This is a genomic window from Alcaligenes sp. DN25, assembly GCF_023674485.1.
GTDB classification, from domain to species: domain Bacteria; phylum Pseudomonadota; class Gammaproteobacteria; order Burkholderiales; family Burkholderiaceae_B; genus Alcaligenes; species Alcaligenes phenolicus.
This window is the reverse complement of the sequence record NZ_CP098408.1, coordinates 1,244,274-1,268,904: the sequence shown is the minus strand read 5'-3', so window position 1 is coordinate 1,268,904 and position 24,631 is coordinate 1,244,274. Positions and strand designations below refer to the sequence as shown.

At 56.7% G+C, this 24,631-nt stretch carries 15 protein-coding genes and 1 riboswitch; of the genes, 5 read left to right on the top strand and 10 right to left on the bottom strand.

What is annotated here, in order from left to right:
* Positions 1–16 precede the first annotated feature (16 nt).
* Positions 17–2,071, bottom strand: a complete 2,055-nt coding sequence (gene yoaA, locus NBV64_RS05785) for a DNA repair helicase YoaA (RefSeq protein WP_250756858.1) — start codon at positions 2,069–2,071, stop codon at positions 17–19.
* A 160-nt stretch (positions 2,072–2,231) separates the two neighbouring features.
* On the opposite strand from yoaA, the gene NBV64_RS05780 reads away from it, so the two are divergent.
* From NBV64_RS05780 to NBV64_RS19070, 3 genes are all read left to right on the top strand, one after another.
* On the top strand, positions 2,232–4,580 hold the full coding sequence (locus NBV64_RS05780) for a Tex family protein (RefSeq protein ID WP_060185728.1): 2,349 nt from the start codon (positions 2,232–2,234) through the stop codon (positions 4,578–4,580).
* A gap of 3 nt (positions 4,581–4,583) precedes the next feature.
* Positions 4,584–5,096 (top strand): hypothetical protein, encoded by a 513-nt coding sequence (locus NBV64_RS05775; protein WP_250756857.1) that lies wholly within the window; start codon positions 4,584–4,586, stop codon positions 5,094–5,096.
* Positions 5,097–5,331: 235 nt separating this feature from the next.
* Positions 5,332–5,991, top strand: a complete 660-nt coding sequence (locus NBV64_RS19070) for a CatB-related O-acetyltransferase (protein ID WP_009457660.1) — start codon at positions 5,332–5,334, stop codon at positions 5,989–5,991.
* 363 nt (positions 5,992–6,354) lie between these two features.
* Here NBV64_RS19070 and NBV64_RS05765 read toward each other — a convergent pair whose 3' ends face one another.
* From NBV64_RS05765 to NBV64_RS05745, 5 genes are all read right to left on the bottom strand, one after another.
* Positions 6,355–7,677, bottom strand: coding sequence for a tryptophan--tRNA ligase (locus NBV64_RS05765; protein WP_022983551.1), 1,323 nt, complete (start codon positions 7,675–7,677; stop codon positions 6,355–6,357).
* Between the two features lie 76 nt (positions 7,678–7,753).
* Entirely contained in the window at positions 7,754–8,845 is a 1,092-nt protein-coding gene (gene zapE / locus NBV64_RS05760; protein ID WP_035271417.1) for a cell division protein ZapE, read from the bottom strand.
* Between the two features lie 217 nt (positions 8,846–9,062).
* Positions 9,063–10,490, bottom strand: coding sequence for a dihydrolipoyl dehydrogenase (lpdA, locus tag NBV64_RS05755; protein WP_009457672.1), 1,428 nt, complete (start codon positions 10,488–10,490; stop codon positions 9,063–9,065).
* A gap of 161 nt (positions 10,491–10,651) precedes the next feature.
* A complete protein-coding gene (gene odhB / locus NBV64_RS05750; protein ID WP_009457673.1) occupies positions 10,652–11,866 on the bottom strand; it encodes a 2-oxoglutarate dehydrogenase complex dihydrolipoyllysine-residue succinyltransferase in 1,215 nt (404 codons plus the stop codon).
* Between the two features lie 34 nt (positions 11,867–11,900).
* Positions 11,901–14,768, bottom strand: coding sequence for a 2-oxoglutarate dehydrogenase E1 component (locus NBV64_RS05745; protein ID WP_009457674.1), 2,868 nt, complete (start codon positions 14,766–14,768; stop codon positions 11,901–11,903).
* Between the two features lie 520 nt (positions 14,769–15,288).
* On the opposite strand from NBV64_RS05745, the gene NBV64_RS05740 reads away from it, so the two are divergent.
* Positions 15,289–17,583: an NADP-dependent malic enzyme gene (locus NBV64_RS05740; protein ID WP_250756856.1), complete on the top strand. Its 2,295-nt coding sequence runs from the start codon at positions 15,289–15,291 to the stop codon at positions 17,581–17,583.
* 273 nt (positions 17,584–17,856) lie between these two features.
* Here the strand turns inward: NBV64_RS05740 and NBV64_RS05735 are convergent, their stop codons facing one another.
* From NBV64_RS05735 to NBV64_RS05725, 3 genes are all read right to left on the bottom strand, one after another.
* A complete protein-coding gene (locus NBV64_RS05735) occupies positions 17,857–18,615 on the bottom strand; it encodes a class I SAM-dependent methyltransferase (RefSeq protein ID WP_250756855.1) in 759 nt (252 codons plus the stop codon).
* A gap of 186 nt (positions 18,616–18,801) precedes the next feature.
* On the bottom strand, positions 18,802–20,043 hold the full coding sequence (locus tag NBV64_RS05730; RefSeq protein WP_250756854.1) for a voltage-gated chloride channel family protein: 1,242 nt from the start codon (positions 20,041–20,043) through the stop codon (positions 18,802–18,804).
* A gap of 80 nt (positions 20,044–20,123) precedes the next feature.
* A riboswitch (Fluoride riboswitch) is annotated at positions 20,124–20,196 on the bottom strand.
* Positions 20,197–20,241: 45 nt separating this feature from the next.
* On the bottom strand, positions 20,242–22,005 hold the full coding sequence (locus NBV64_RS05725) for an L-lactate permease (RefSeq protein ID WP_137431269.1): 1,764 nt from the start codon (positions 22,003–22,005) through the stop codon (positions 20,242–20,244).
* 241 nt (positions 22,006–22,246) lie between these two features.
* On the opposite strand from NBV64_RS05725, the gene lldR reads away from it, so the two are divergent.
* Positions 22,247–23,026: a transcriptional regulator LldR gene (lldR, locus tag NBV64_RS05720; RefSeq protein WP_026484289.1), complete on the top strand. Its 780-nt coding sequence runs from the start codon at positions 22,247–22,249 to the stop codon at positions 23,024–23,026.
* A 284-nt stretch (positions 23,027–23,310) separates the two neighbouring features.
* Here lldR and gltA read toward each other — a convergent pair whose 3' ends face one another.
* Positions 23,311–24,615 carry a citrate synthase gene (gene gltA, locus NBV64_RS05715; RefSeq protein ID WP_022983549.1) on the bottom strand — a complete coding sequence of 435 codons (1,305 nt, stop codon included), beginning with the start codon at positions 24,613–24,615 and terminating at the stop codon, positions 23,311–23,313.
* Between the last annotated feature and the right edge of the window lie 16 nt (positions 24,616–24,631).

Sequence of the window (24,631 nt, the reverse complement as noted above, 5' to 3'; positions counted from 1 at the left end):
AATACAAGCCGTATTCTCAAGCCTGTTCAGAGCTGTCGTTCAGTTCCACATCGCTGGCTTGAGCACTCTGCCGCCTGGCTTTCTGCTCCCGCAGAAACGCCAAGGCACGGGCAGGATCACGAGTACGCGCAAAGGGGGGCAAACCACGCCACAGCAATTTGCCGTAGGGCTTCTCGACAATACGGGTGTCGCCCACCATCAGCACGCCCCAATCACGTTCGGTACGAATCAAACGCCCTGCCCCTTGCTTCAAGGCAATGGCGGCTTCGGGCAACTGATATTCCATGAAGGGATTACCGCCCCTGTCCTTGCACTCCTTGATACGCGCTTCCAGCACCGGATCATCCGGCGGAGCAAAGGGCAGCTTGTCGATAGCAACCAGCGTCAAGGCATCACCGGGCAGGTCAATCCCTTCCCAGAAGCTGGCGCTTCCCACCAAAACCGCATTACCACGGGCACGGAACTCGTCCAGCAGAACTTGCCGTGAACGCTCCCCCTGGCGCAGCACATTGCGTTCGATGTCTTCCCGATCAAATCGGTCCCGCAGCATATCTGCAATCCGCTCGACCGAGCGCAAGGTGGTACAGAGCACCAGCACACCACCCTGACCCGCCTTGATCAGCGGAATGAGCGCATCCACGAAGGCCTGATTGAAGTTGGGATGGCTAGGAAGCGGCAAGGTGCTGGGGACGTAGAACAACGCCTGGTTCGGATAGTCGAACGGCGAAGCCCAGGCTTCGGTGCGAGCATCAAACAAGCCCAACTGTCGCTTGAAGTGGTTGAAATCCCCATGCACCGACAAGGTGGCCGAGGTCAGCACCCAGGACTGCTCCTTGCCTCGGTAGCGCGAGAAAATCTTGGCCACCGACAAAGGGGCACTGTGCAGGCGCAGATAATGCTGCCCACTTTCTACCCAACGCACGAACTCGTCGGGCTGGTCTTCGTCTTTTTCACTTTCTGGCAAATAGGCGTGACGGCCTTGACGATCCGGCTGGCTCCATTGGAACAAGCGCGCACGTAACTCCAAGGCGCTTTTATGCGCCGCCGTCAGATCAGGATGGCGCTCAGCCACCATGGCCAGCATCTTGATGACCTTGTCGAAGGTCTCCAGCAAATTCTCCAGCGCCTCGTCAAAAAGCTCGGGCTCGGGCAAGGCCTGAAAAGTGGCACGGCCACCTTGGGCGGCCAGCGACGCGGTGCGCAAATGCAAATCCCGAGCAGCTTGCTCCAGCTTGCGCGCCACCTGACTCCAGTCCACGGTCTCGCGCGCCTGGGCCAGACCCGCCGCTTCTATCTGACGACACAAATCCGTCAATTGATACAAGGACACGCTACTACCCAGAAAACGGGTGGCCACGTCGGGCAGTTGGTGTGCCTCGTCAAACACCACCAGATCCACGCTAGGCAGCAAATCCGTCACACCCTCTTCGCGCAAGGCCAGGTCCGCCATGAATAGAGCATGGTTCACCACTACTACATCCGCATCCTGGGCATGACGGCGCGCCTTCATCACAAAGCAGTCGCGCACAAAGGGGCAATCCTGTCCCAGGCAGTTATCGCGTGTGGAAGTGACTCGGTGCCAGATATCCGCGTCTTCCGGGACTTCGGCCAGCTCACCCTTGTCGCCGCTACGGCTGCTCTCCGTAAAAAGCTGGATGGCCCGCAGATAAGCAATTTCCGCACGGGACTTCAGGGCACGGTCATCCTGCCCCAATCGTTCCAAATGGTAATGACAAACGTAGTTGCTGCGCCCCTTGAGCAAGGCCACATCCACCGGCAAGGCCAGCGCCTTGCGCAGGTGGGGAATATCCCGACGGAACAATTGGTCCTGCAAGGTGCGCGTACCGGTCGAGACCAAGGCTTTGCCACCTTGCATGAACACAGGCACCAGATAGGCCCAGGTCTTGCCCGTTCCGGTACCAGCCTCGGCAATCAATACACCGGACTCGGCAACCGTCTCGCTGATGGCTTGGGCCAGCTCCAGCTGAGCCTGCCGCGGACGATAGTGCGAGACAGACTCTGCCAGAGGGCCTTGGGGAGAAAAGATATCGGAATAATCCTGCAACAACATGGGGCAAAACCGCTCAGGGAGAGGTGACGAATGACAGAACTGTCTACAATCACAGTGGAATACATACAAGATGATACCTGCCAATTCTGGGTCGCTGCCGGTCTTTATGGCAAAATGCGGCGCTTGCAGACCCTTTTACAACGATGGACCCATAACTGAAATGACTGTGGAAACCCTCGCCCAGCAACAGGATCACCAACAGATTCTGGCGCTACTGGCCTCTGAACTGAACATCCGCATCCAACAAGCCGCCTCTACGGTTGAGCTCTTGGACAACGGGGCCACGGTCCCTTTTATTGCCCGTTACCGCAAGGAAGCTACCGGCGGCCTGGACGATAATGTCCTGCGTGATCTGGAAGTGCGCCTGATCTATTTGCGCGATATGCAATCGCGTCGTCATGCCATTCTGGAATCGATCCGCCAGCAAGAAAAACTGACGCCCGAGCTGGAGCAAGCCATTTTGGCGGCTGACACCAAGCAGCGTCTGGAAGACTTATACGCCCCTTACAAGCCCAAGCGCCGTACCCGTGCCCAGATCGCCCGCGAAGCCGGCCTGGAGCCGCTGGCGGACGCCATTCTGGCCCAGAAGGACGCAGACCCTGTGGCGCTGGCCGAAGGCTATCTGAATGCCGAAGCCAAGATCGACACGGCCAAAGCCGCCCTGGACGGTGCCCGCGACATTCTGGCCGAACGCTTTGCCGAGCAGGCCGATCTGCTGGAAGCCATGCGCGACTATCTGTGGAAGTCCGCTCACCTGTACTCCAAGGTTGCCGAAGGCAAGGAACAGGAAGGCGACAAGTTCCGCGACTGGTTCGACTTTAACGAAGCGCTGCGCCAACTACCTTCTCACCGTGTACTGGCTTTGTTGCGCGGTCGTCAGCAAGGTGCACTGGACCTGCGCCTGGGCCTGAACCCCGAGCAGGATGCGCTTCTGCCCCACCCTTGTGTACTGAAAGTCGCCGAGCTGACCGATATTGGCGCTGACTTTTCCGCCGACGCCAGCCCACGCGACCATTGGCTGGCCGAGGTTTGCCGCTGGACCTGGCGCGTCAAGTTGCTGACAGCATTCGAATCCGAACTGATTGGCCGTCTGCGCGAAGAAGCCGAGCAAGAATCCACCCGCGTGTTTGCCGCCAATCTGCGCGATTTGCTGCTGGCAGCCCCCGCTGGCAATAAAGCCGTTCTGGGCCTGGACCCAGGTATTCGTACCGGCGTAAAAGCCGCTGTGATCGATGCAACCGGCAAGGTGCTGGATACCGCCACCGTCTACCCCTTTGAACCCCGTCGTGACCGCGAAGGCGCCATTCGTACCCTGGCCGGCCTGGCGACTCGCTACCAAGTTGAACTGGTGGCGATTGGTAACGGCACAGCGTCACGCGAAACCGAGAAACTGGTTGCCGACCTGCAATCCGCTTTCCCGCAGTTGCCTTTGACCCGCGTGGTCGTGTCCGAGGCGGGCGCTTCGGTGTACTCCGCCTCTGAACTGGCCGCACAAGAATTCCCGGATATGGACGTCAGCCTGCGCGGTGCCGTCTCTATTGCCCGCCGCCTGCAAGACCCACTGGCCGAGCTGGTCAAGATCGACCCCAAATCCATTGGTGTGGGTCAGTACCAGCACGACGTGAACCAGCGCGAACTGGCTCGCAGCCTGGACGCCGTAGTTGAGGATTGTGTGAACGCCGTGGGTGTGGACGTCAACACCGCCTCTGCTCCCCTGCTGGCGCGCGTTTCCGGCCTGAACAACACGCTGGCCAAAAACATCGTCACCTGGCGTGACGAAAACGGTGCCTTCCAAAGCCGCAAGCAGTTGCGTGAAGTGCCGCGCTTTGGTGAAAAAGCCTTTGAACAGGCAGCGGGCTTTTTGCGTATTCCCGGTGCAGCCAACCCTCTGGATGCCTCGGCAGTTCACCCCGAAGCCTACCCGGTTGCCGCCCGCATTCTGGAGCGCCTGCAAACCGAAGCCAGCGATGTCATGGGTAAATCCGGCGCATTGAAAGGCTTGTCGCCTTCGGACTTCACGGATGAACGCTTTGGTTTGCCCACCGTGCGTGATATTTTTAATGAAATTGAAAAGCCCGGTCGCGACCCTCGCCCTGAATTCACCACCGCCAAGTTCCAGGAAGGCATCAACTCCCTGAACGATTTGACGCCCGGCATGATTCTGGAAGGCGTGGTCACCAATGTGGCCAACTTTGGTGCCTTTGTGGACGTGGGTGTGCACCAGGACGGTCTGGTGCATATCTCGGCCCTGTCCGAGACCTTTGTCAAAGATCCGCGTGATGTGGTTCGCGTTGGGCAGACCGTTAAGGTTAAAGTCCAGGAAGTGGATGTAGCTCGTAAGCGTATCGGCTTGACCATGCGCCTGAACGACGACAGCGGCCCTGTGCGTGGTTCCAGCAACACCAGCAACGCACCCCAGCGCCGTTCCGGAAACAATCGCCCCAACCGGCAAGCTGAACCGGCACCGACAGGTGCTATGGCAGCCGCCTTTAGCAAACTTCGGAGATAAGCCATGACTGAGACCGAGCGCCTTTCCCAACTGACGCGTCTGCTCAATCTGCTGACCGGATTTGATCAGAAGGAACAGGATATTGCAGCCATCAGCCAGTCCGTGCTGACAGCCAGCGCCAGCCCGACAGCGATGGGTGAGGCGTATGGCAAGCACGCCCAGAACTTGATGGAACACGATCCGGATGGCGCTCTGATCCTGGCCATCAGCTACGAGCTGGACGACTATCTGGCTCTGGCCGATACCGTGGACGAACTGTGGGAAGAGATTCTGGCTGCCTTTGAAAGCCAGGATCTGCCCGCCTTTCCCTACGACGACATGCCTTTTCAGGACGTGGACGGCTTTTTCCAATGGGCGAACGAGCAGTTGCAGGAGTTTCACCCCTCCTACTGCCTGCTGGAATTTGCCCAAAGCTATGACGAGGAGTTTCAGCTGATCGTGGTCAAACGCGAGAGCCTGGAGGAAATCCTGAGTCTGTGTGAAAAGTTGGATATTCCTGCCCAGCCAGCCGAATAAGGCCAGCAATCCCGGCCTAAACACACCAAGCCCTGCGTGAGCATTCATGCAGGGCTTGATGCTTTTGGCCCGCTTGAATGCCAAGCAGCTCAAAGCGCATTAGTCTAGTCCCGCCATCAACATCAGCAAGCGAGCCTCTTGTGCTCGCTTGGCTGCTTGGCCCAAACATGAACACCCACTTTGCCGGGACCGGCGCAAAGTCAGTTCCAGCGCGGCAAGGTCCAGAAGGAAAAACATGGAGCAAAAACACTGGTCGCAGGTCGAACTCCTGCACGAAACCGTATCCAACCCCAATATCCATGTGCGTGGCACGCACAGCTACTACAGCCATGCCTGGACCGGCAGTTTTGAAGAAAGCGTGGTGCGTTACCTGTACGGGGACGAGTACAGCCTCAAGGCATGGACCTCGCAATGGCCAGTGGACCAGCTCCACATCGGTGACTACGTCTGCATCGGTGCCGAGGCCGTCATCCTGATGGGTGGCAATCACACCCACCGCATGGACTGGTTCAGCCTGTATCCCTTCGTAGACAAAATTACGGAGGCCTACGTTGGCAAAGGTGACACCTACATCCATGACGGTGCCTGGATCGGTATGCGGGCCATGATCATGCCCGGCGTGGTCATTGGTGAAGGTGCCGTAATTGCCTCGGGTGCACTGGTCACCAAGAATGTGGCCCCGTATACGATTGTGGCAGGCAACCCAGCTGTGCCGGTGCGCAAGCGCTTTGAGGACGCAGCGATTGACCGGCTATTGGCCTTGAAGATTTACGACTGGTCGGAAGAGAAATTCACGGCGTTGCGAGATGTGATCTGCGCAGAAGATATTGCAGCATTGGAGCTGGCCAGCCAGGACTGGGATCAGAAGTCCAAAGCCCAAGGGCGACTGGCCTAGGCTCAAGTCCAGGTCTTAAGTCCGAATCCAGGTTTCGGGCTCAGAATTCAGAGTTCACGTTCGAATCAGATCTGATTTGGCTTGGCTTGGTTTGGCTTGGTTTGACCTGACCTGATTTCAAGAATGAATTTAAGGCCAAAGCCGATTACACGAGCAAGCTCAAGCCAAGCTCCAGCTTTGATCTTCTGCACACGTTCAATACAACGCAGAAAGAACAGCCCCAAAAGTGAGATAGGTCTCTCTTTTGGGGCTGCTCATTTTCAAGCAATCTTCAAGCTGAAGCGTTGCTGCTCAAAGAAGCTTGCTGCCTCCACTGCGGCATCAATCCTGAACAGCCGATCAATCCCACAGTAGACAAACCACTTAGTCGCGCATCGAATCCAAAGCGGCTGCAACGGCATCACGCAGATCTGCCGATACTCGTGCCACTTCTTCACCGGCACAATGGATTTGCAACTCCTGACCTTCCTGCTTGGCAACTTCGGCAAAAGCCGCAGTCTGCAGTGCCTTGATCGCCACACCAGCCTGTTTTGGGTCTGCATAAGAGCGAGACAGAAACAGCTCTTGTCCAGCAGCATCTTGCAGGCGGAAACGGAAGGTGCCGTCTTCGTCGCGGAAGTTCACAAAACGAGCTTTACGAGCCTTGGCTTCAGTCTTGCTAACTGCCACGCTCAAGGGGTCACGCAGGCCCACGGCCGCCTTCAATTCATGGATGAAGGGAGTAGCGTAGGCACGAGCCTTGCGCGCGCCGACTTGCAGCAAATCCTCAATATCCTGGGGACGAGCCATCAAGGCTTCGTAGCGATCACGCATGGGCGCAATCATGGCTTCCAGCAACTGATGCAAGGCATCCTTGGCCTCGCCCCAGGCCATGCCGTCGATCAACTGCTGACGAAAGGCCTGGGTCTGCTCGGGTGTCGCAAATGCCTTGTACAAGGCCGTCAGGTGCGAATCATCGGGATCTTTAGACTCGCCGGGACCTTTGGAGTCCGTCACGATGCGGGCAATGGCTGCCTTCAGTGCCTTGGCACCACCCTCGAACAGAGGAATCGTGTTGTCGTAGCTCTTGGACATCTTGCGGCCATCCAGACCAGGCAAGAGGGCCACGTCCTCTTCCACCTGCACTTCAGGCAATACAAACAGCTCCTTGCCACGGCCATACAGGTGGTTGAAGCTCTTGGCGATATCGCGTGCCATTTCCAGGTGCTGCACCTGATCCCGGCCCACGGGCACCTTGTGGGCATTGAACATCAGGATGTCGGCCGCCATCAGTACGGGGTAGCTGAACAGGCCCATGGTGACGCCATCATCAGGCTCTACGCCCGCCGCTTCATTCTTGTCGACAGAAGCCTTGTAGGCGTGGGCACGGTTCATCAAGCCCTTGCCGGTTACGCAACCCAGCATCCAGGACAGCTCCGGAATTTCCGGAATATCGGATTGACGGTAGAACGTTACTTTTTCCACATCCAGGCCGCAGGCCAGCCAGGTAGCAGCAATCGCACGGCGCGAAATGGCTACGCGCTCCGGATCGTCACATTTGATCAGGGCGTGGTAGTCCGCCATGAAGAAAAATGCGTCGACATCGGCTTGCTGGCTAGCACGGATAGCAGGGCGAATCGCCCCGGCATAATTACCCAAGTGTGGAATACCGGTCGTTGTAACGCCGGTCAGTACTCGTGTCGTCATGATAAAAAATACGCTTATAAAACTACGTGTCAGGGTTCAGGAATCAGACGCGTGGCCAGTGGCCGCGCCCAGCATCCTACAAAATAACTGCCTGGCGCCGTTCTGACTCCAGGTACTCCCGCGATTGCATTTCCATCAAACGCGAGACAGTACGGTGGAACTCATTGGCCATAGGGCCATCCACATACAATTCTTCTTCAGGCACCGCTGCGGACATGATGAACTTCACCTTGTGATCGTAAAAAACGTCGACCAGCCAGGTGAAGCGTCGCGCCGCAGAGGCATCACGCGCCGTCATGCGAGGTACGTCAGACAAAATCACGGTCTGGAAGCGGTTCGCCAGTTCCAGATAGTCGTTTTGCGAACGTGGGCTGACGCACAGGGTCTCGAAATCAAACCAGACGGCTGAACCGGACAAGGCGACCGCTTTTACATCCCGGTTTTCAATACTGAGCACCGGCTCTTGAGGGGCCGTGTCCGACAAGGCGGTGAACATTGATTGCAGCTCTGCGGTGGTCTGCGGGCCCAATGGCGTCAAATAGGTTTTCACCTGCTCCAGAGCACGACGGCGATAATCCACGCCCGTATCCACGTTCATGATATCCATGTTCTTCTGGATCAGCGCAATCGCAGGCAAGATGCGGTCGCGGTGCAGGCCTTCCGGATACAAGGTGGAAGGCTCATAGTTGGAGGTCATCACAAAGGACGTACCGCGCTCGAACAGACCCAGCAGCAGCTTGTACAGAATCATGGCATCGGCCACATCCGAGACGTGGAACTCGTCAAAACAGATCAGGCGATAACGCTTGGCGATACGTTTGGCGACCTCATCCAAGGGATCGCTCATGCCTTTGACCTGATTCAGCTCTTTGTGCACGCCGCGCATGAACTCATGGAAGTGAATCCGAGTTTTGCGCTTGAGCGGCACCGTCAGGTAGAAGGCGTCCATCAGGAAGCTCTTGCCGCGCCCGACCCCACCCCACAGGTACACACCACGCGGCACCTCCGGGCGGGAGAACATACGACGCAAGGCGCTGGAGCGCATTTTGCGAAACTCTACCCACTCGTCGTAATAGCGTTGCAGCCGGTCTATAGCTTGCTCCTGTGCCTGGTCGGCACGGTAGCCTTTTTCCGCTAAAGCCTGATGGTAATACTCGCGAACATTCATATCACTGAAAATAAAAGAACCTGTCCAAGACAGGTAGTAGTCTGCCAGCATGCACTGCGATCCACAGCAGCACCGCTTTTGATGCAGGGTCTGAGCATACTGCGCGGTCAATTATCTCACGCATCGCAACCGCTACGGACTGCTGTGATCAGCCTTTCGTGACGAAAAAAAGGGCGAGCCTGTGCCCGCCCTTTTCCAACAACACCCTGAAAGTCTATCAGAAGTTCAGAGCGCGTTTGTCCACTGCCAAGGCCGCTTCTTTCAGGGCTTCGGACAGGGTTGGGTGAGCATGGCAAATACGGGCGATATCTTCCGACGCGCCACGGAATTCCATGATTGCAACAGCTTCAGCCACCAGCTCGGAAGCCACAGGGCCCACAAAGTGCACGCCCAGAACTTCGTCCGTCTTGGCATCCGCCAGAACCTTCACAAAGCCGGTCGTGTCACCCAGTGCGCGGGCACGGCCGTTAGCCAGGAAGGGGAAGCTGCCAGCGCGGTAAGCACGGCCTTCGGTCTTCAGTTGCTGCTCGGTCTTGCCAACCCAAGCGATTTCGGGCGAGGTGTAGATAACCCAAGGTACAGTGTCGAAGTTGACGTGGGGCTGCTGACCAGCCAGACGCTCGGCCACAGCCACACCTTCCTCTTCGGCTTTGTGAGCCAGCATAGGACCACGCACCACGTCACCCACCGCCCAGATACCTGGCAGGCTGGTGGCGCAATCGTCGTCCACAACCACGAAGCCGCGCTCGTCCAGTTTCAGACCGATGGTGTCTGCACCCAGACCGGCAGTGTTAGGCACACGGCCGATGGATACGATCAGCTTGTCGGCTTCCAGCTTGTGCTCGGCACCAGCGGCGTCCACGTAGTTGATGGTGACCTGTTTGGCAGACTTCTTGATTTCGCCAACTTTCACGCCCACATTGATCTTCAGACCTTGCTTGGTGAAAGCCTTCAGGGCTTCCTTGGCAACGTCGCGATCCACGGCGGAAAGGAACTCGGGAGCACCTTCCAGAATGGTCACTTCGGCACCCAGGCGACGCCACACGCTACCCAGTTCCAGACCAATCACGCCGGCACCGATAACGGCCAGCTTCTTGGGAACCTTGGGCAGACGCAGTGCGCCGTCGTTGGACAGAATTTGCTCTTCGTCGAACTCGGCACCGGGCAAGGCACGAGCCGAGCTACCGGTAGCGATGATGACGTTCTTGGCAACCAGCTCTTCAGCGTTGGCACCGGCCACGTTCACCGACCAGCCGCCGTCAACCTTGGCGCCAAAGGAAGCGGTGCCGTGGAAGAAAGTGACCTTGTTCTTTTTGAACAGGTACAGGATGCCGTCGTTGTTCTGCTTGACGACCACGTCTTTGCGACCGATCAGCTTGTCCAGATTCAGCGATACGCCCTTGACGTCCACACCGTGATCAGCCAGATGCAGATTGGCGTGCTCGAAGTGCTCGGACGATTGCAGCAAGGCCTTGGAAGGAATGCAACCAACGTTGGTGCAAGTACCGCCAGGAGCGGGTTTGCCTTCAGCGGTGGACCATGCGTCCACGCAAGCGACGCTCATACCCAGTTGAGCAGCACGGATGGCGGCGATGTAGCCACCAGGGCCTGCACCAATCACGACAACATCAAATTGCTTAGCCATAAAAAATCCCATAAATGTGAAAAGGCACGCTGGACCGCCCGGAAGTCGGGCGGGAAAGTATCAGGTGGCGAACGCCAACCCCCAGGGCCTTAAACAAAGTCGGCCAAGGCTTAGAAGCAAGCACTTGGCCGTAAACATACTAGACCGAAACTACCGCGTGCTTAGACGTTCAACAGCAGACGCTGTGGATCTTCCAAGGCTTCCTTCATGGCCACCAGACCCAGAACGGCTTCGCGGCCGTCGATGATACGGTGGTCGTAGGACATGGCCAGGTAGTTCATGGGGCGAATCACGATCTGACCGTTTTCCACAACAGCACGGTCCTTGGTGGCGTGAATGCCCAGGATGGCGGACTGAGGTGGGTTGATGATGGGGGTGGACAGCATGGAGCCGAACACGCCACCGTTGGAGATCGAGAAGGTACCGCCTGTCATTTCTTCCAGGGTCAGCTTGCCGTCGCGGGCACGGGCACCGAAGTCAGCGATTTGCTTTTCGATGTCAGCGATGGACATTTGATCAGCGTTACGCAGGATAGGCACCACCAGACCGCGTGGGCTACCAACGGCCACACCGATGTCAAAGTAACCGTGGTAGATGATGTCCTTGCCATCAACCGAGGCGTTCAGTACAGGGTATTTCTTCAGGGCGGCAACAGCAGCCTTGACGAAGAAGGACATGAAGCCCAGTTTCACGCCGTGCTCTTTCTCGAACTGATCTTTGTATTTCTTGCGCAGATCCAGCACAGCTTGCATGTTGACTTCGTTGAACGTGGTCAGCATGGCGTTTTCGGACTGCGACTGCAGCAGACGCTCGGCGATGCGAGCGCGCAGACGGCTCATGGGCACGCGCTGCTCTGGACGGCCGTCCAGGGACAGGGTTGGAGGGGCAACAGGAGCAGCAGCAGGTTTAGCAGCAGCGGCGTTGGCTTCCAGAGCGTCACCCTTGGTGATGCGACCACCACGGCCGGAACCTTCCACGGAGCTGGCTTCCACACCCTTTTCAGCCAGGATCTTGGCAGCAGCAGGCGAAGCAACCGAAGAGGCGGCGGAGCTGGCAGCAGGAGCGGCAGCGGCTGGGGCAGCAGCAGGAGCGGCTTCTTGTGCAGCGGCGGCAGGAGCGGCAGCGCTGGCCTTGCCTTCGGAGTCGATACGGGCCAGCACGTCGCCGGAAGTCACAGTGCTGCCGTTGGCCTTGACGATTTCGCTCAGCACGCCCGAGGCAGGAGCGGGAACTTCCAGCACAACCTTGTCGGTTTCGACTTCGATCAGGATTTCATCAGCCTGGACCATTTCGCCAGGTTGTTTTTTCCACTCCAGCAAAGTGGCTTCGGAGATGGATTCAGAGAGTTGGGGAACCAGAACGTCGGTAATTGCCATGATTATATTTTCCGTATTTAAAATTTAGGGTGCGTTATTTGGTCAGCATGAAGCCTTTGCGAGCGCCGAAAGCCTGCTCCAGCAGCGCCTTTTGTTGTTCCTGGTGTTTGGCCAGGTAACCAACGGCAGGCGAAGCGGACGCGGCACGGCCGGCGTAACCCAGCTTCTGACCTTCGGTCATGTTCTCGTAGATGTGATGCTGAATGTAGAACCATGCACCTTGGTTTTGAGGTTCGTCCTGAACCCAGATAACTTCCTTGGCGTTGCTGTACTTGGCCAGCTCTGCCTGGAAGGCCTTGTGGGCAAACGGATACAACTGCTCCACACGGATAATGGCAATATCGTTGCGCTCCAGCTCTTTACGGTGGTTCACCAGATCGTAGTAAACCTTGCCCGAGCAAGCCAGAACACGTTTGACAGCGGCTGCATCAATTGCCTGATCGGTCTCGCCGATCACGGGCATGAAGTGACCCTCAGCCAGATCGCTCAGTGGCGAGGTAGCGTCTTTATTACGCAGCAAGGACTTGGGCGTCATGATGACCAAAGGCTTGCGGAAAGGACGGATCATCTGACGACGCAGCACGTGGAAGATCTGGGCGCCGTTGGTGGGCTGAACAACCTGGATATTGTTGTCAGCGCACAGTTGCAAGAAGCGCTCGATACGGGCCGAGGAGTGCTCCGGACCCTGACCTTCGTAGCCGTGTGGCAGCATCAGAGTCAGACCGCAATGACGGCCCCACTTGGCTTCACCCGACGTAATGAACTGGTCGATCACAACCTGGGCACCGTTGGCGAAGTCGCCGAACTGAGCTTCCCAGATAGTCAAAATGTTGGGCTCTGCCGAAGCGTAACCGTATTCAAATGCCAGCACGGCTTCTTCGGACAGAACCGAGTCGATCACCGTGAAGTTGGCCTGGCCTTCGGAGACGTTCTGCAAAGGAATGTAGGTGCCGTCGTTCCAGCGCTCACGTTTTTGATCGTGCAGCACAGCGTGACGGTGGGTAAACGTACCACGGCCCGAGTCCTGGCCGGTAATACGGATGGCGTAGCCGTTGTTCACCAAGGTTGCAAAGGCCAAGTGCTCGCCCATGCCCCAGTCCACCTGAGCTTCGCCACGTGCCATGGCACGACGGTCGTTCAGCATGCGGTTGACCAGTGGGTGAACCGTAAAGCCTTCTGGCACGGTGGTCAGTTTTTCACCAATGCGTGTCAGTTCGGACATAGGCAAGGCGGTGTCAGCCTGGTCAGTCCATTTGGCGCCCAGGAAAGCAGACCAGTCGGTGGCGTACTTGTTCTTGTAGTCTGTCAGAACAGGTTCAACCGTGCGCTTGCCATCTTCCATCAGTTGACGGTAAGCCTTGACCAGATCTTCGGGTTCGTTCTCGGACAGAATGCCTTGAGCAACCAGCTTGTCGGCGTACAGTTTGCGTGTACCGTTGTGCTGACCAATCTTCTTGTACATCAGCGGCTGGGTCATCGAAGGAGTGTCTTGCTCGTTGTGGCCCAGTTTGCGGAAGCAAACAATATCAACCACCACGTCGTGTTTGAACTCGCGGCGGAAGTCCAGAGCCAGCTGAGTCACGAACACCACGGCTTCAGGATCGTCGCCGTTCACGTGGAAGACGGGGGCTTCAATCATCTTGACCACGTCCGTGCAATACAGCGTGGAGCGTGTATCGCGAGGATCAGAGGTGGTGAAACCGATCTGGTTGTTAATAACGATGTGCAGCGTACCACCGGTACCGTAGCCACGGGTCTGGGCCAGGTTCAGTGTTTCCATGACCACACCCTGACCGGCAAAAGCCGCGTCACCATGAACCAGCACGGGCAGAACCTGGCTGCCGTCTTCGTCGCTACGACGATCCTGACGAGCACGGACCGACCCCTCGACCACTGGGTTAACAATTTCCAGGTGGGATGGGTTAAAGGCCAGAGACAGGTGAACCGGACCGCCACGAGTGGACAGGTCGCTGGAGAAACCGTTGTGGTACTTCACGTCGCCGTCGGTCAAGCCTTCAGCGTGACGGCCTTCAAACTCGGCAAACAGGTCACCGGGCATCTTGCCCATGATGTTGACCAGCATGTTCAGACGACCACGGTGAGCCATACCCACGATGATTTCCTGAACGCCGTTCTCGCCAGCGTGGTTGACCACTTCATCCATACAAGCGATGAAGCTCTCGCCACCTTCCAGGGAGAAGCGTTTCTGACCGACGTATTTGGTGTGCAGGAAGCGCTCCAGGCCTTCAGCCTCGGTCAGCTGCTGCAAGATGTTGCGTTTTTGCTCAACGTTAAAAGAACCTGTGCCATGCACCGACTCCAGGCGCTGCTGAATCCAGCGCTTGACGACCGGGTCGGAGATGTACATGAATTCTGCGCCCACCGAACGGGAGTACGTATCACGCAAGGCCTTGAGCATGTCGCGCAGCGTCATGGTGTCGGCTTTGGTGAAGTAAGTGTTGGTGGCGGAGTAGACCTGGTCCAGATCTGCTTCGGTCAAACCGTAGAAAGCAGGGTCCAGTTCAGGGATGCTGGGGCGTTCGGAGCGCTTCAGGGGATCCAGATCAGCAATGCGTGCACCCAGGGAGCGGTAAGCAGCAATCATGGACTGAATCGACACTTGCTTCATGGCAACTGTCAGGTCCGGTGCTTGGGCGCTGGTCAGGAAGGCATTGGCTTTGGCACGCTGAGCGAAGGACTCGACGATGGGAGCGTGAGCTTGATCGCGGGTGCTGTCGCGGCCGTCAGTCGCAGGCTGGTGCTGCAGCTGGTCGAAGTACTCGCGCCATTGGTCGGCGACGGAGCCTGGATTGTCGAGGTAGGACTCGTAGAGTTCTTCGACGTAAGGAGCATTGCTCCCGAACAAATAAGAGTTACTGAGCAGTTCTTTTTGCGATGACATTATTACGCTTCACCTATCCGAGTGTTTCACTCGTGTTGAGATGCAGGAAAACCTTCCGCGACACGGACCTCGCCGGTTAGCGGATAGCAGGAGCAGAAGGCAACGTGGGACGCCTTATACAAGCCGTATTGATCTAGTATAACGCCGCACACAAAAGGCGCAATTAATGACATCTAAAATGCTTGGCGACTGCGTCATACCGTTGGCATTAACAAACACATCGATCTATCACGAGGGCGAATTCTTACAAAAGAAGCGCTCCAAATCATGATTGACGCCCCTTGGCTGCCCCACATGAAGGAAAAATTCCGATATGCTAATCGGGTGCAGCAAGTACGCGCTTCGCGGGCCCCTTTTCCACCAAACCGAGCCCAGCCTGCCCTTGGTCACCTTGAGGCAGGCAACAAGCGTTGCCATGACATATGCTGCCTATAACAAATCAGCACCTACCTGGCGACTGTATTTCTTATAAATTAGATTCACTTTTACACTAGAAAATCCTATCAGGAGCTTTACCAAAATGGATGCCAACGCCGATCTGGCCAAACTTGCGCTGGACTATCACGCGTATCCCACTCCCGGGAAAATCTCGGTGGTCCCTACCAAGACCCTAGCCAATCAAGATGACCTCTCGCTAGCCTACTCCCCCGGCGTTGCATCTGCTTGCATGGCCATCCACGCCGAAGGCGAAGAAGCCGCCGCCAAGTACACCTCGCGCGCCAACCTGGTTGCCGTGGTTACCAACGGTACCGCCGTGCTGGGTCTGGGCAATATCGGCCCCCTGGCCGCCAAGCCCGTCATGGAAGGCAAAGGCTGCCTGTTCAAAAAATTCGCTGGCATCGACGTGTTCGATATCGAATTGAACGAAACCGATCCGGACAAGCTGGTCGACATCATTGCCGCACTGGAACCCACCCTGGGTGGTGTGAACCTGGAAGACATCAAGGCCCCCGAATGCTTCTACATCGAGAAGAAGCTGCGCGAGCGCATGAGCATTCCCGTGTTCCACGATGACCAGCACGGTACCGCCATCATCTCGTCCTCCGCTGTTCTGAACGGCCTGAAAGTCGTCAACAAGAACATCGCCGACATCAAGCTGGTTTGCTCGGGCGCTGGCGCTGCTGCCATTGCTTGCCTGGACTTGCTGGTTGCCCTGGGAGTGAAGCTGAGCAACATTTTCGTGGCTGACTCGCGCGGCATCATCTGGAAAGGTCGCGACGAGAACATGGAGCCCAACAAGGCTCGCTACGCTCAGGAAACCGATGCCCGCACCCTGGCTGATGCCATGGTTGGCGCTGACGTGTTCCTGGGTTGTTCCGCTCCTGGCGTATTGTCCGCCGACATGGTCAAGACCATGGCCGACAAGCCCCTGATTCTGGCCCTGGCCAACCCCGAGCCTGAAATCCGTCCTGAAGTAGCCAAGGCTGCCCGCCCTGACTGCATTATCGCGACTGGCCGTTCGGACTACCCGAACCAGGTCAACAACGTGCTGTGCTTCCCCTTCATCTTCCGTGGTGCCCTGGACGTTGGCGCCAGCGTGATCAACGAAGAAATGAAGCTGGCTTGCGTGAAAGCCATTGCCGATCTGGCCCAGGTCGAGCAAAGCGACGATATGGCCACTGCTTACGGCGGCGAAGATCTGCGTTTTGGTCCTGAGTACATCATCCCCAAACCGTTCGACTCCCGTCTGATCGTTCAGATCGCACCTGCCGTGGCCCAAGCTGCGATGGACTCCGGCGTTGCCGCCCGTCCTATCGAAGACATGGACGCCTACCGTCAGAAACTGATCGCCATGACCTACCACACCGGCCCGCTGATGCGTCCGTTGTACATGCAGGCCAAGGCTGCGCCCAAGCGCATCATTTACGCTGATGGCGAAGACGAGCGCGTATTGCGTGCCGTGCAAACCGTCGTGGACGAGAAGCTGGCCCAGCCTATTCTGGTGGGTCGCCCCAGCGTGATCGACATGCGCGTCAAGAAAGCTGGCCTGCGTCTGGAAGCGGGCAAGAACGTGCAAATCGTTGATCCTGAAGACGACGATCGCTTCACCGAGACCTGGACTGCCTACTACAAGCTCAAGGCACGTGAAGGCGTGACTCCAGACATCGCCAAAGCCATGATACGCAAGCACAACTCGCTGATCGGCGTGATGCTGCTGCAACGTGGTGATGCTGACGGCATGATCTGCGGCGTGGCCAGCAACTACGACAGCCAGCTGCACTATGTTGAGCAAGTCATTGGCCTGAAGAAAGAAGCCCAGACTTTCGCCGCCATGAACGTACTGATGCTGCCTACACAAACTCTGTTTGTGTGCGACACCCACGTCAACGAGAACCCCACTGCCGAACAGATCGCCGACATGACGATCCAGGCCGCCGAGGAAGTTCGTCGTTTTGGTGTGGTGCCTCGCGTGGCTCTCCTGTCGCACTCGAACTTTGGCAGCCGCCAGACCGAGTCGTCCCGCAAGATGGCCAAGGCTCGTCAGATCCTGGCTGAACGCGCTCCCGACCTGGAAGTGGACGGCGAAATGCACGCTGACTCCGCCCTGTCCGAGAAAATCCGCCTGAAAGCCTTCCCCGACAGCACGCTGCGCGGTTCGGCCAATCTGCTGATTACTCCTAACCTGGACGCCGGCAACATCACCTACAACATGCTGAAGATGACAGGCAGCAACGGTGTGGCCATGGGCCCCATCCTGCTGGGTGCGGCTCGCCCCATCCACATCCTGACCACCAGCGCTACGGTGCGTCGCATCATCAACATGACAGCCCTGGCTGTTGTGGATGCACAGCAAGAAGCCCAGCAAAACAGCTAATCCTGTTTAGCTGAATAAAAACCGGATGCAGCGTAAAGCGGCATCCGGTTTTTTTTTAATGATGACTTTGGCACCCAGTTTCGCTGAACAAAGCTGTCGCCTGATTCAACAGAGTATCGGTGCTCAGGATCCAGCTCATTTAGCCACAATGGATACAACACAGCCGCGTATCCTCTCTCAGGGTTGGCGGGTGCCCGGAATCTTGTGCAAGCTCGCTCCGTCAGCCGTGAAGTGTCCGAACCGGATGAGCAGACATCACACTCCAAGAGCGGCCTATTTCCGCACCCGCCCTGCCCGCACAGACAAAGGCCAGCTGATTCGGCGGTGATGGTCAGGATCCCCCCACTGCTTGCGCAGCTCTACTTCCACTGCGCTCAAGGGACTGGCGCCCAGCGCTTTTTCAGCCGCTTTCACAGCCGACCAGGTTCTGATGTATCCCAGGAGCTGGGACAAATCCCAGTCCACCTCCATGGCCAAAGGCGGCAAGCTCAGGTCCTGAAAAGGAAAGGCCAGGCTGCGATACCCCTCCTCCACATGACGGCGCTCCGGTGGCCAGTAAGCGCCGATGGTTTCATAGTAGAAATGCTGCATGACGCTATCCACTTCACCCTCCACATGCAAGACGCCATAGGTGATCAAGGCCAGCAAGGCATCGGGGCGAGCGATACGCTGAACCTCGGCATAGAAAGGTTCCAGATCCAGCCAATGAGCCGCTTGCGCGACGGTGATCAAATCCACGCTGTTATCAGCCAGACCGCTGTTGTCAGCCAAAGCCGTGCGATAGCTCACACCCTCTTGCGGCTGCGCCTGAGCAATCTGATCGGCACTGCCGTCCGTGGCGATCACTTCCTTGAATCGCTTGGCCAGCAACACAGAAAGCTGCCCAGTTCCGCAGGCACAATCCAGCGCCCTATCCTGTGCGGGGCTCAGTTCGGCCAACACATCCGCCAGCTTTTGCGGATAGCTGGGGCGGTAACTGGCATAGTCGGCTGCAACTTGGGAGAAGTGATCTTTGAACTGGGAGTCTGCCATCGCTTCACCTTTGTCTCTTGATATCAAGCCATATAGTAGTTTGCTAAACGCGGAGCCTGGAAACCAGCGTAACAAAGAGACTATTTTTAAGCAGGCACATGAGGCATCCCTAGCCACTCGCTCACCGAGTGGCCGACTGACTGACTGACTGACTGACTGACTGACTGACTGACCGGCTGACCCAGCTCAAACAGGCCGACGAAGTTTGAACTTGCGATGACCCACACGTTGCGCATGATAGATCCCTGCATGCCCCGAGAACACATAGGCTGCTACACAAGCGATCGCCGCCAAAGGCCCCAGTTCTGCACCAAACAGCTCCATCGCCATCAGTGTGCACGCAATCGGTACATTGGCTGCGCCGGCAAAGACGGCCACAAAGCCCAAGCCCGCCATCATTGAAAAAGGCATGTGCAGCAAGGGAGCCAAGGCATTACCCAGAGTCGCCCCTATGTAGAACAAGGGCGTGACCTCCCCTCCTTTAAAACCGGAGCCTAAAGACAGGACAGTAAACCCCAGCTTGCCCAGAAAATCCCATGGCTGCATAGGCTCGTGGAAAGCGCGCACTATTTCCGGAACACCCAGGCCAATGTACTGGTAGGCATCCAACGCCCAGACAGCGATCGCCACCACCAGCCCGCCCCAGAAGGGTCGCATGGGTGCATACTTGATGCTCTTTTTCATCCAGGCGGAAAGCTGGTGAGTCAGCATGGCGAACAACATGCCGATCAGGCCGAACAGAACCCCGGCGATCAGCACAGCCAGCATGCTCCAGCCGTCTAGTGACACGACGTGCTCAACGACGTAATGGGTATGCTGCACCCCCCAGACCAGGCCCACCTGGTCGGCAGCAATCGCTGCGATCAGGCAAGGGAACAAGGCGTTGTAGCGCATACGGCCTATCGCCAGCACTTCCATGCCAAACACGGCTCCGGCTAAAGGCGTGCCAAAGACAGATGAAAAGCCGGCACTCATACCTGCCATCAACAGAATGCGTCGATCGTCCCGGTCCAAGCGAAACACATGGGTTAGCTGGTCCGACAAGGCGGCACCCATTTGTACGGCGGTGCCCTCTCGGCCTACCGATGCACCGAACAAATGGGAAATCACGGTTCCACCAAGCACCAAAGGCGCCATGCGCAAAGGCACCACTTTCTTGGGATCGTGAATTTCCTCGATCAGCAGGTTATTACCTGCACTAACAGACTGCCCTACGCGTTCATACACCCAGCCTACGGCCAAGCCTGCCAGCGGCAGTAGCCAGATCAGCCAGGCATGGTGCATCCGCCAGGAGGTAGCCTGCTCGAGTGAAAAAAGGAAAAAAGCGGAAGCGCTGCCTGCCAGCACGGCAATCAGGCAAGCGAGCACAAACCATTTGCCGTAATAGGCCAGCAGGTTTAGCGAGAGTGAGGTTTTGAGTCTGTTCATGGGTCGTAAGCTCAATGGAATCGGGCTGACCACAAACAGAAGATGTAAACGCAGACGCCTACAGCCCCGACGGTGGTCAGGTCGCTGTAGACGTCATCAGCTGCTTCAGAACGAAACGGCGGTTAAAGGAGGAACGTCATCTCCAGGAAGAAATTGTACAACGACTCCTTTAAGCCGCAAATAAACAGAGCGAAATGTTCAAGCCATGGCCGGCGTCATCTGACGGCCTCGGGACAGGCTCAAGCCCCCTATGGTCAGTGCCAGGAAGACTGCGGCAGCTATCCACCAGCCCATGGCACCAGTAATCAAGGCCTGGCCGATCAGGCCTGCCTGAATGACGTAATACACCATGGGTATCAAGGTCTTGCGAACAATCTCGCCCTCACGTCCCAACATGCCGACAACCGCACCGGCAGCCACCACGTTATGGACGCAAATCATATTGCCAGCCGCTCCACCTACCGCCTGCAATGCAACCACAATAGCGGACTGGTCCACACTCAAGCCAATTTGCTGAGCGGTAGAGAACTGGAAGTACGAAAACATCATGTTGCTGACAGTATTGGAGCCCGCAATAAATGCCCCCAAACTACCCACCCAGGGTGAAACCGTAGGCCATGCCTGCCCAACCGCCGACGCGGCCCCTTGAGCCAGCACCAGCGGCATGCTGGCAATGGAACCATCAGCCGCTGCCGAGTTGATAAACACCTGCACCATAGGCACGGCCAACAACAAAGCAGGAGCTGCGCTGCCCATGGTACGCAGCGATGCTTTCACACCGACGACATACTGCTGACTGTTCATGCGAAAAATCGCAATGCAGGCCAGTGAGACCAGAATCAAGATGGCCCCGGGCGAGAAAAGCAACTGAGCCGATGTAGAAATACCAGTACCCAAAATACCTTCCACCTTGATTGTGGCCGAAGGCCCCGTCAACCAGGCTTTTACGGCAGGAACAGTACGAGTAAAGATCAAAAGTGCAACCACCAGCACATACGGCGAGAAAGCCCGCAATACCGAAAAGCGTTGCTGCGATTCCGTGTTATCCATCGCCACTGTGCCCAGCCAGTGGGACGGCCATTGACTGCGATCCGGGAAATCAAAGGTTTTGCGAGGTGCAAACCAGCCCTTTCGAGCTGCGCTCACCACGATTACCAGTCCGACCATCGAACCCAGCATGGAGGGGAACTCAGGGCCCAGGGTAATGGCAATCAGGTAGTACGGAACGGTAAAGGCCAAACCGGCAAACAAAGCAAACTTCCATGCCCCCAGCCCCTCGGCAAAGGAGCGGCGTTCACCGAAAAAGCGAGTCAACAAACCGCAGAGCAACAGTGGAATCACAAAGCCGGTCATGGCATGAATCAAGGCGACGTTCTCGACGATCTGCTGCAAATACTCAAGCGGCTGCAAGGGCGAAATGGCAGCTGCAACATCAACCTTGTTATCAATACCTGAACGCACTCCAACCAGCATGGGCGTACCAACCGCCCCGAAAGACACAGGCGTGGACTGGATAACCAACACAGCCATCACCGCTGCCATGGCTGGAAAGCCCAGCGCCAGCAGCAAGGGAGCCCCAACAGCGGAAGGCGTACCGAAACCCGACGAGCCCTCGATCAGGGAGCCGAACAGCCAGGCAACAATAATGACCTGAATGCGACGATCCGGCGATACATCCATAAAGCCCTGGCGAATCGCACTTAATGCTCCGCCCACCTTGAGCGTATTCAAAAGCAGCACGGCACCAAATACAATGAACAGCAGGGTCAATGCGGTAACAATACCGTTGATCGTGGCTGCAGCAATAACTTCGGCCTGGCTCCCCCATACAAATAAAGCGAGAATCGCCGTAACCAGATACGCGGCCCCCATCGATAGTTTGGCTGATCGCCCCATCACCACCATCAATAGAAAAACAACCAATAATGGCGTCAGAGCCAACAAGGTGTATAAAAGACTCATCCCGGATTCTCCTTTGTGTGACTGCACGTATAGGAGGAAGAGGTTTTGTTGGTGAACAAATGCGGCTATGAGCCCGGCCCTGGGCAGCGCAACCACTTCCCGTTTTGTATTTTTGAGCATCATAGCGGTATTACCACCTTTGCATTACCAGCAGAAACCCTGACTAGTTTGGCGCCTCATGGCCTTAATACGATTAAAAAACCAAGAAAGTGGTAATACCAAATTTAAAAAAGCGTCCTATATGACTATGAATCCCAGCACTCGCCTATCGGACCTGGTTGCTGAAAAAATCCGGCAACTTATACAGGATGAACAGTTGCAACCCGGTGACCGAATCCCGTCCGAGCGTCAATTGGCTGAACGGCTGGATGTGTCGCGTGTACCGATACGGGAGGCCTTGCGCTCGCTAAGCTCTGAAGGCTTGCTGGTTACCCGCCGTGGTGGTGGTACTTATGTTCAAGATAGCGAGTTGATCAACTGGCCAGCCCAGAGCATTGCGCCTCTGGAGGAGCTGATCAATGAAGACCCCTTGTATCGCTATGATGTTCTGGAGGCACGTCGGGCCTTGGAAGCCAGCACAGCCTGGCATGCGGCACAACGAGCAACAGATGCGGACAAAAAGCGCATTGAACAGTGTTTCCAAGTGATGGTTCGGCATCAACAAAACCAGGATGCAGACCTTTCGGCACGTGCAGACGCCCAATTTCATCTGGCAATTGCCATGGCCTCTCATAATGTCGTGCTGGTGCAACTGATGAATGGCTTGTTCCAGTTAGTGTTCTCTACAGTGAAAGAGAACCGGCGCGCCATGTTCGAGTTCGACAATGCACGGGAAGTGGAAATTTTGACCGAGCAGCACGCGGGAGTCATGAAAGCTATTTTGGATGGTGATGCAGAACGGGCTCGCGAGCTGATCGGGCACCACCTGGATCATGTCCAGGCCAAAGTCCGATTTTCTGAAGAGAACAAAGCTCGTGAACAGCGGATTTTCCGCTTCAACAACCACCTGTCTCAGCCTTGAAGCCTAGCCTGTCAGACATTGGGGCTGCTGCATGTTGACGTGCATAGGGTGATGACAATGCCAGCGACAATGCCGGCGACTCTGGCGGTGCGGGCAGTGTTGGTGATCGCTGTGGCTGTGGCTGTGGCTGTGGCTGTGGCTGTGGCTGTAGCCATAGCAATAAAAAAATAACGGGCAAAAAAAAGTGCACCCAATGGTGCACTTGACCTTCCAGCTACTGCTTCATAACGCTACGGGCTACATGAACACCCGGGGCACGCCCCAGGGATCGCAGCCCGAAAGCATTAACGTTGAGCAGGTACGTCGCGCTGAGTTGGGCCCACGTACAGCTGACGTGGACGGCCGATCTTGTAATCTGGATCGGACAGCATTTCGTTCCACTGGGCAATCCAGCCTACGGTACGAGCCAGGGCGAAGATAGCGGTGAACAAGGACGTCGGGATGCCGATAGCGCGCTGAACGATACCCGAGTAGAAGTCTACGTTGGGGTACAGCTTGCGTTCGACGAAGTATGGATCTTCCAGAGCAATACGCTCCAGTTCCATGGCCAGCTTGAACAGAGGATCGTTCTCCAGGCCCAGGGCTTCCAGAACTTCCTTGCAGGTTTCTTGCATCAGCTTGGCGCGTGGGTCGTAGTTCTTGTAGACACGGTGACCAAAGCCCATCAGGCGCACGCCCGAGTTCTTGTCCTTGACCTTCTCCATGAACTCGCCAACCTTGTCGATGCCGCCGTTGGCTTGCAACTCTTCCAGCATGTTCAGGCAAGCTTCGTTTGCACCACCGTGGGCAGGGCCCCACAAGCAAGCAACACCCGCAGCGATCGCAGCGAAAGGATTGGTACCCGACGAACCGCACAGACGCACGGTGGAGGTGGAGGCGTTTTGTTCGTGATCTGCATGCAGGATGAAGATACGGTCCAGAGCGCGCTCAACCACTTCGTTGACCTTGTAGTCTTCGCAAGGGGTAGCGAACATCATGCGCAAGAAGTTGCCGGTGTAGGACAAATCATTCTTGGGATAGATGAAAGGCTGTCCCAAAGAATACTTGTACGCCATCGCAACCAGAGTAGGCAGCTTGGCGATCAAGCGGATAGCCGACACATGACGGTGATGAGGATTCGTGATGTCCGTGGAATCATGGTAGAACGCCGACAGGGCACCGACCAGGCCGGTCAGTATTGCCATGGGGTGAGCGTCCGGACGGAAGCCGCGCAGGAAGTGCTGCATCTGTTCCTGAACCATGGTGTGGTTCGTGACCAGGGAGTCAAATTCCTGCTTCTGATCTGCGTTGGGCAACTCGCCGTTCAGGATCAGGTAGCACACATCCATGAAATCGCACTTTTGTGCCAACTGGTCGATCGGGTAACCACGGTACATCAACTGGCCCTTGTCGCCGTCAATGTAGGTGATACCGGATTCGCAAGCCGCCGTTGCCATAAAGCCCGGGTCATAGGTAAACATACCTGTCTGACCGTAGAGCTTACGGATATCGATCACGTCCGGACCTACGGTGCCCTTGTGTACAGGGAACTCAACCGAAGGGCTACCGTCGGAGAAGGATAGCGTGGCTTTTTTATCTGACAATTCCATCACTTTTTTCCTCAAT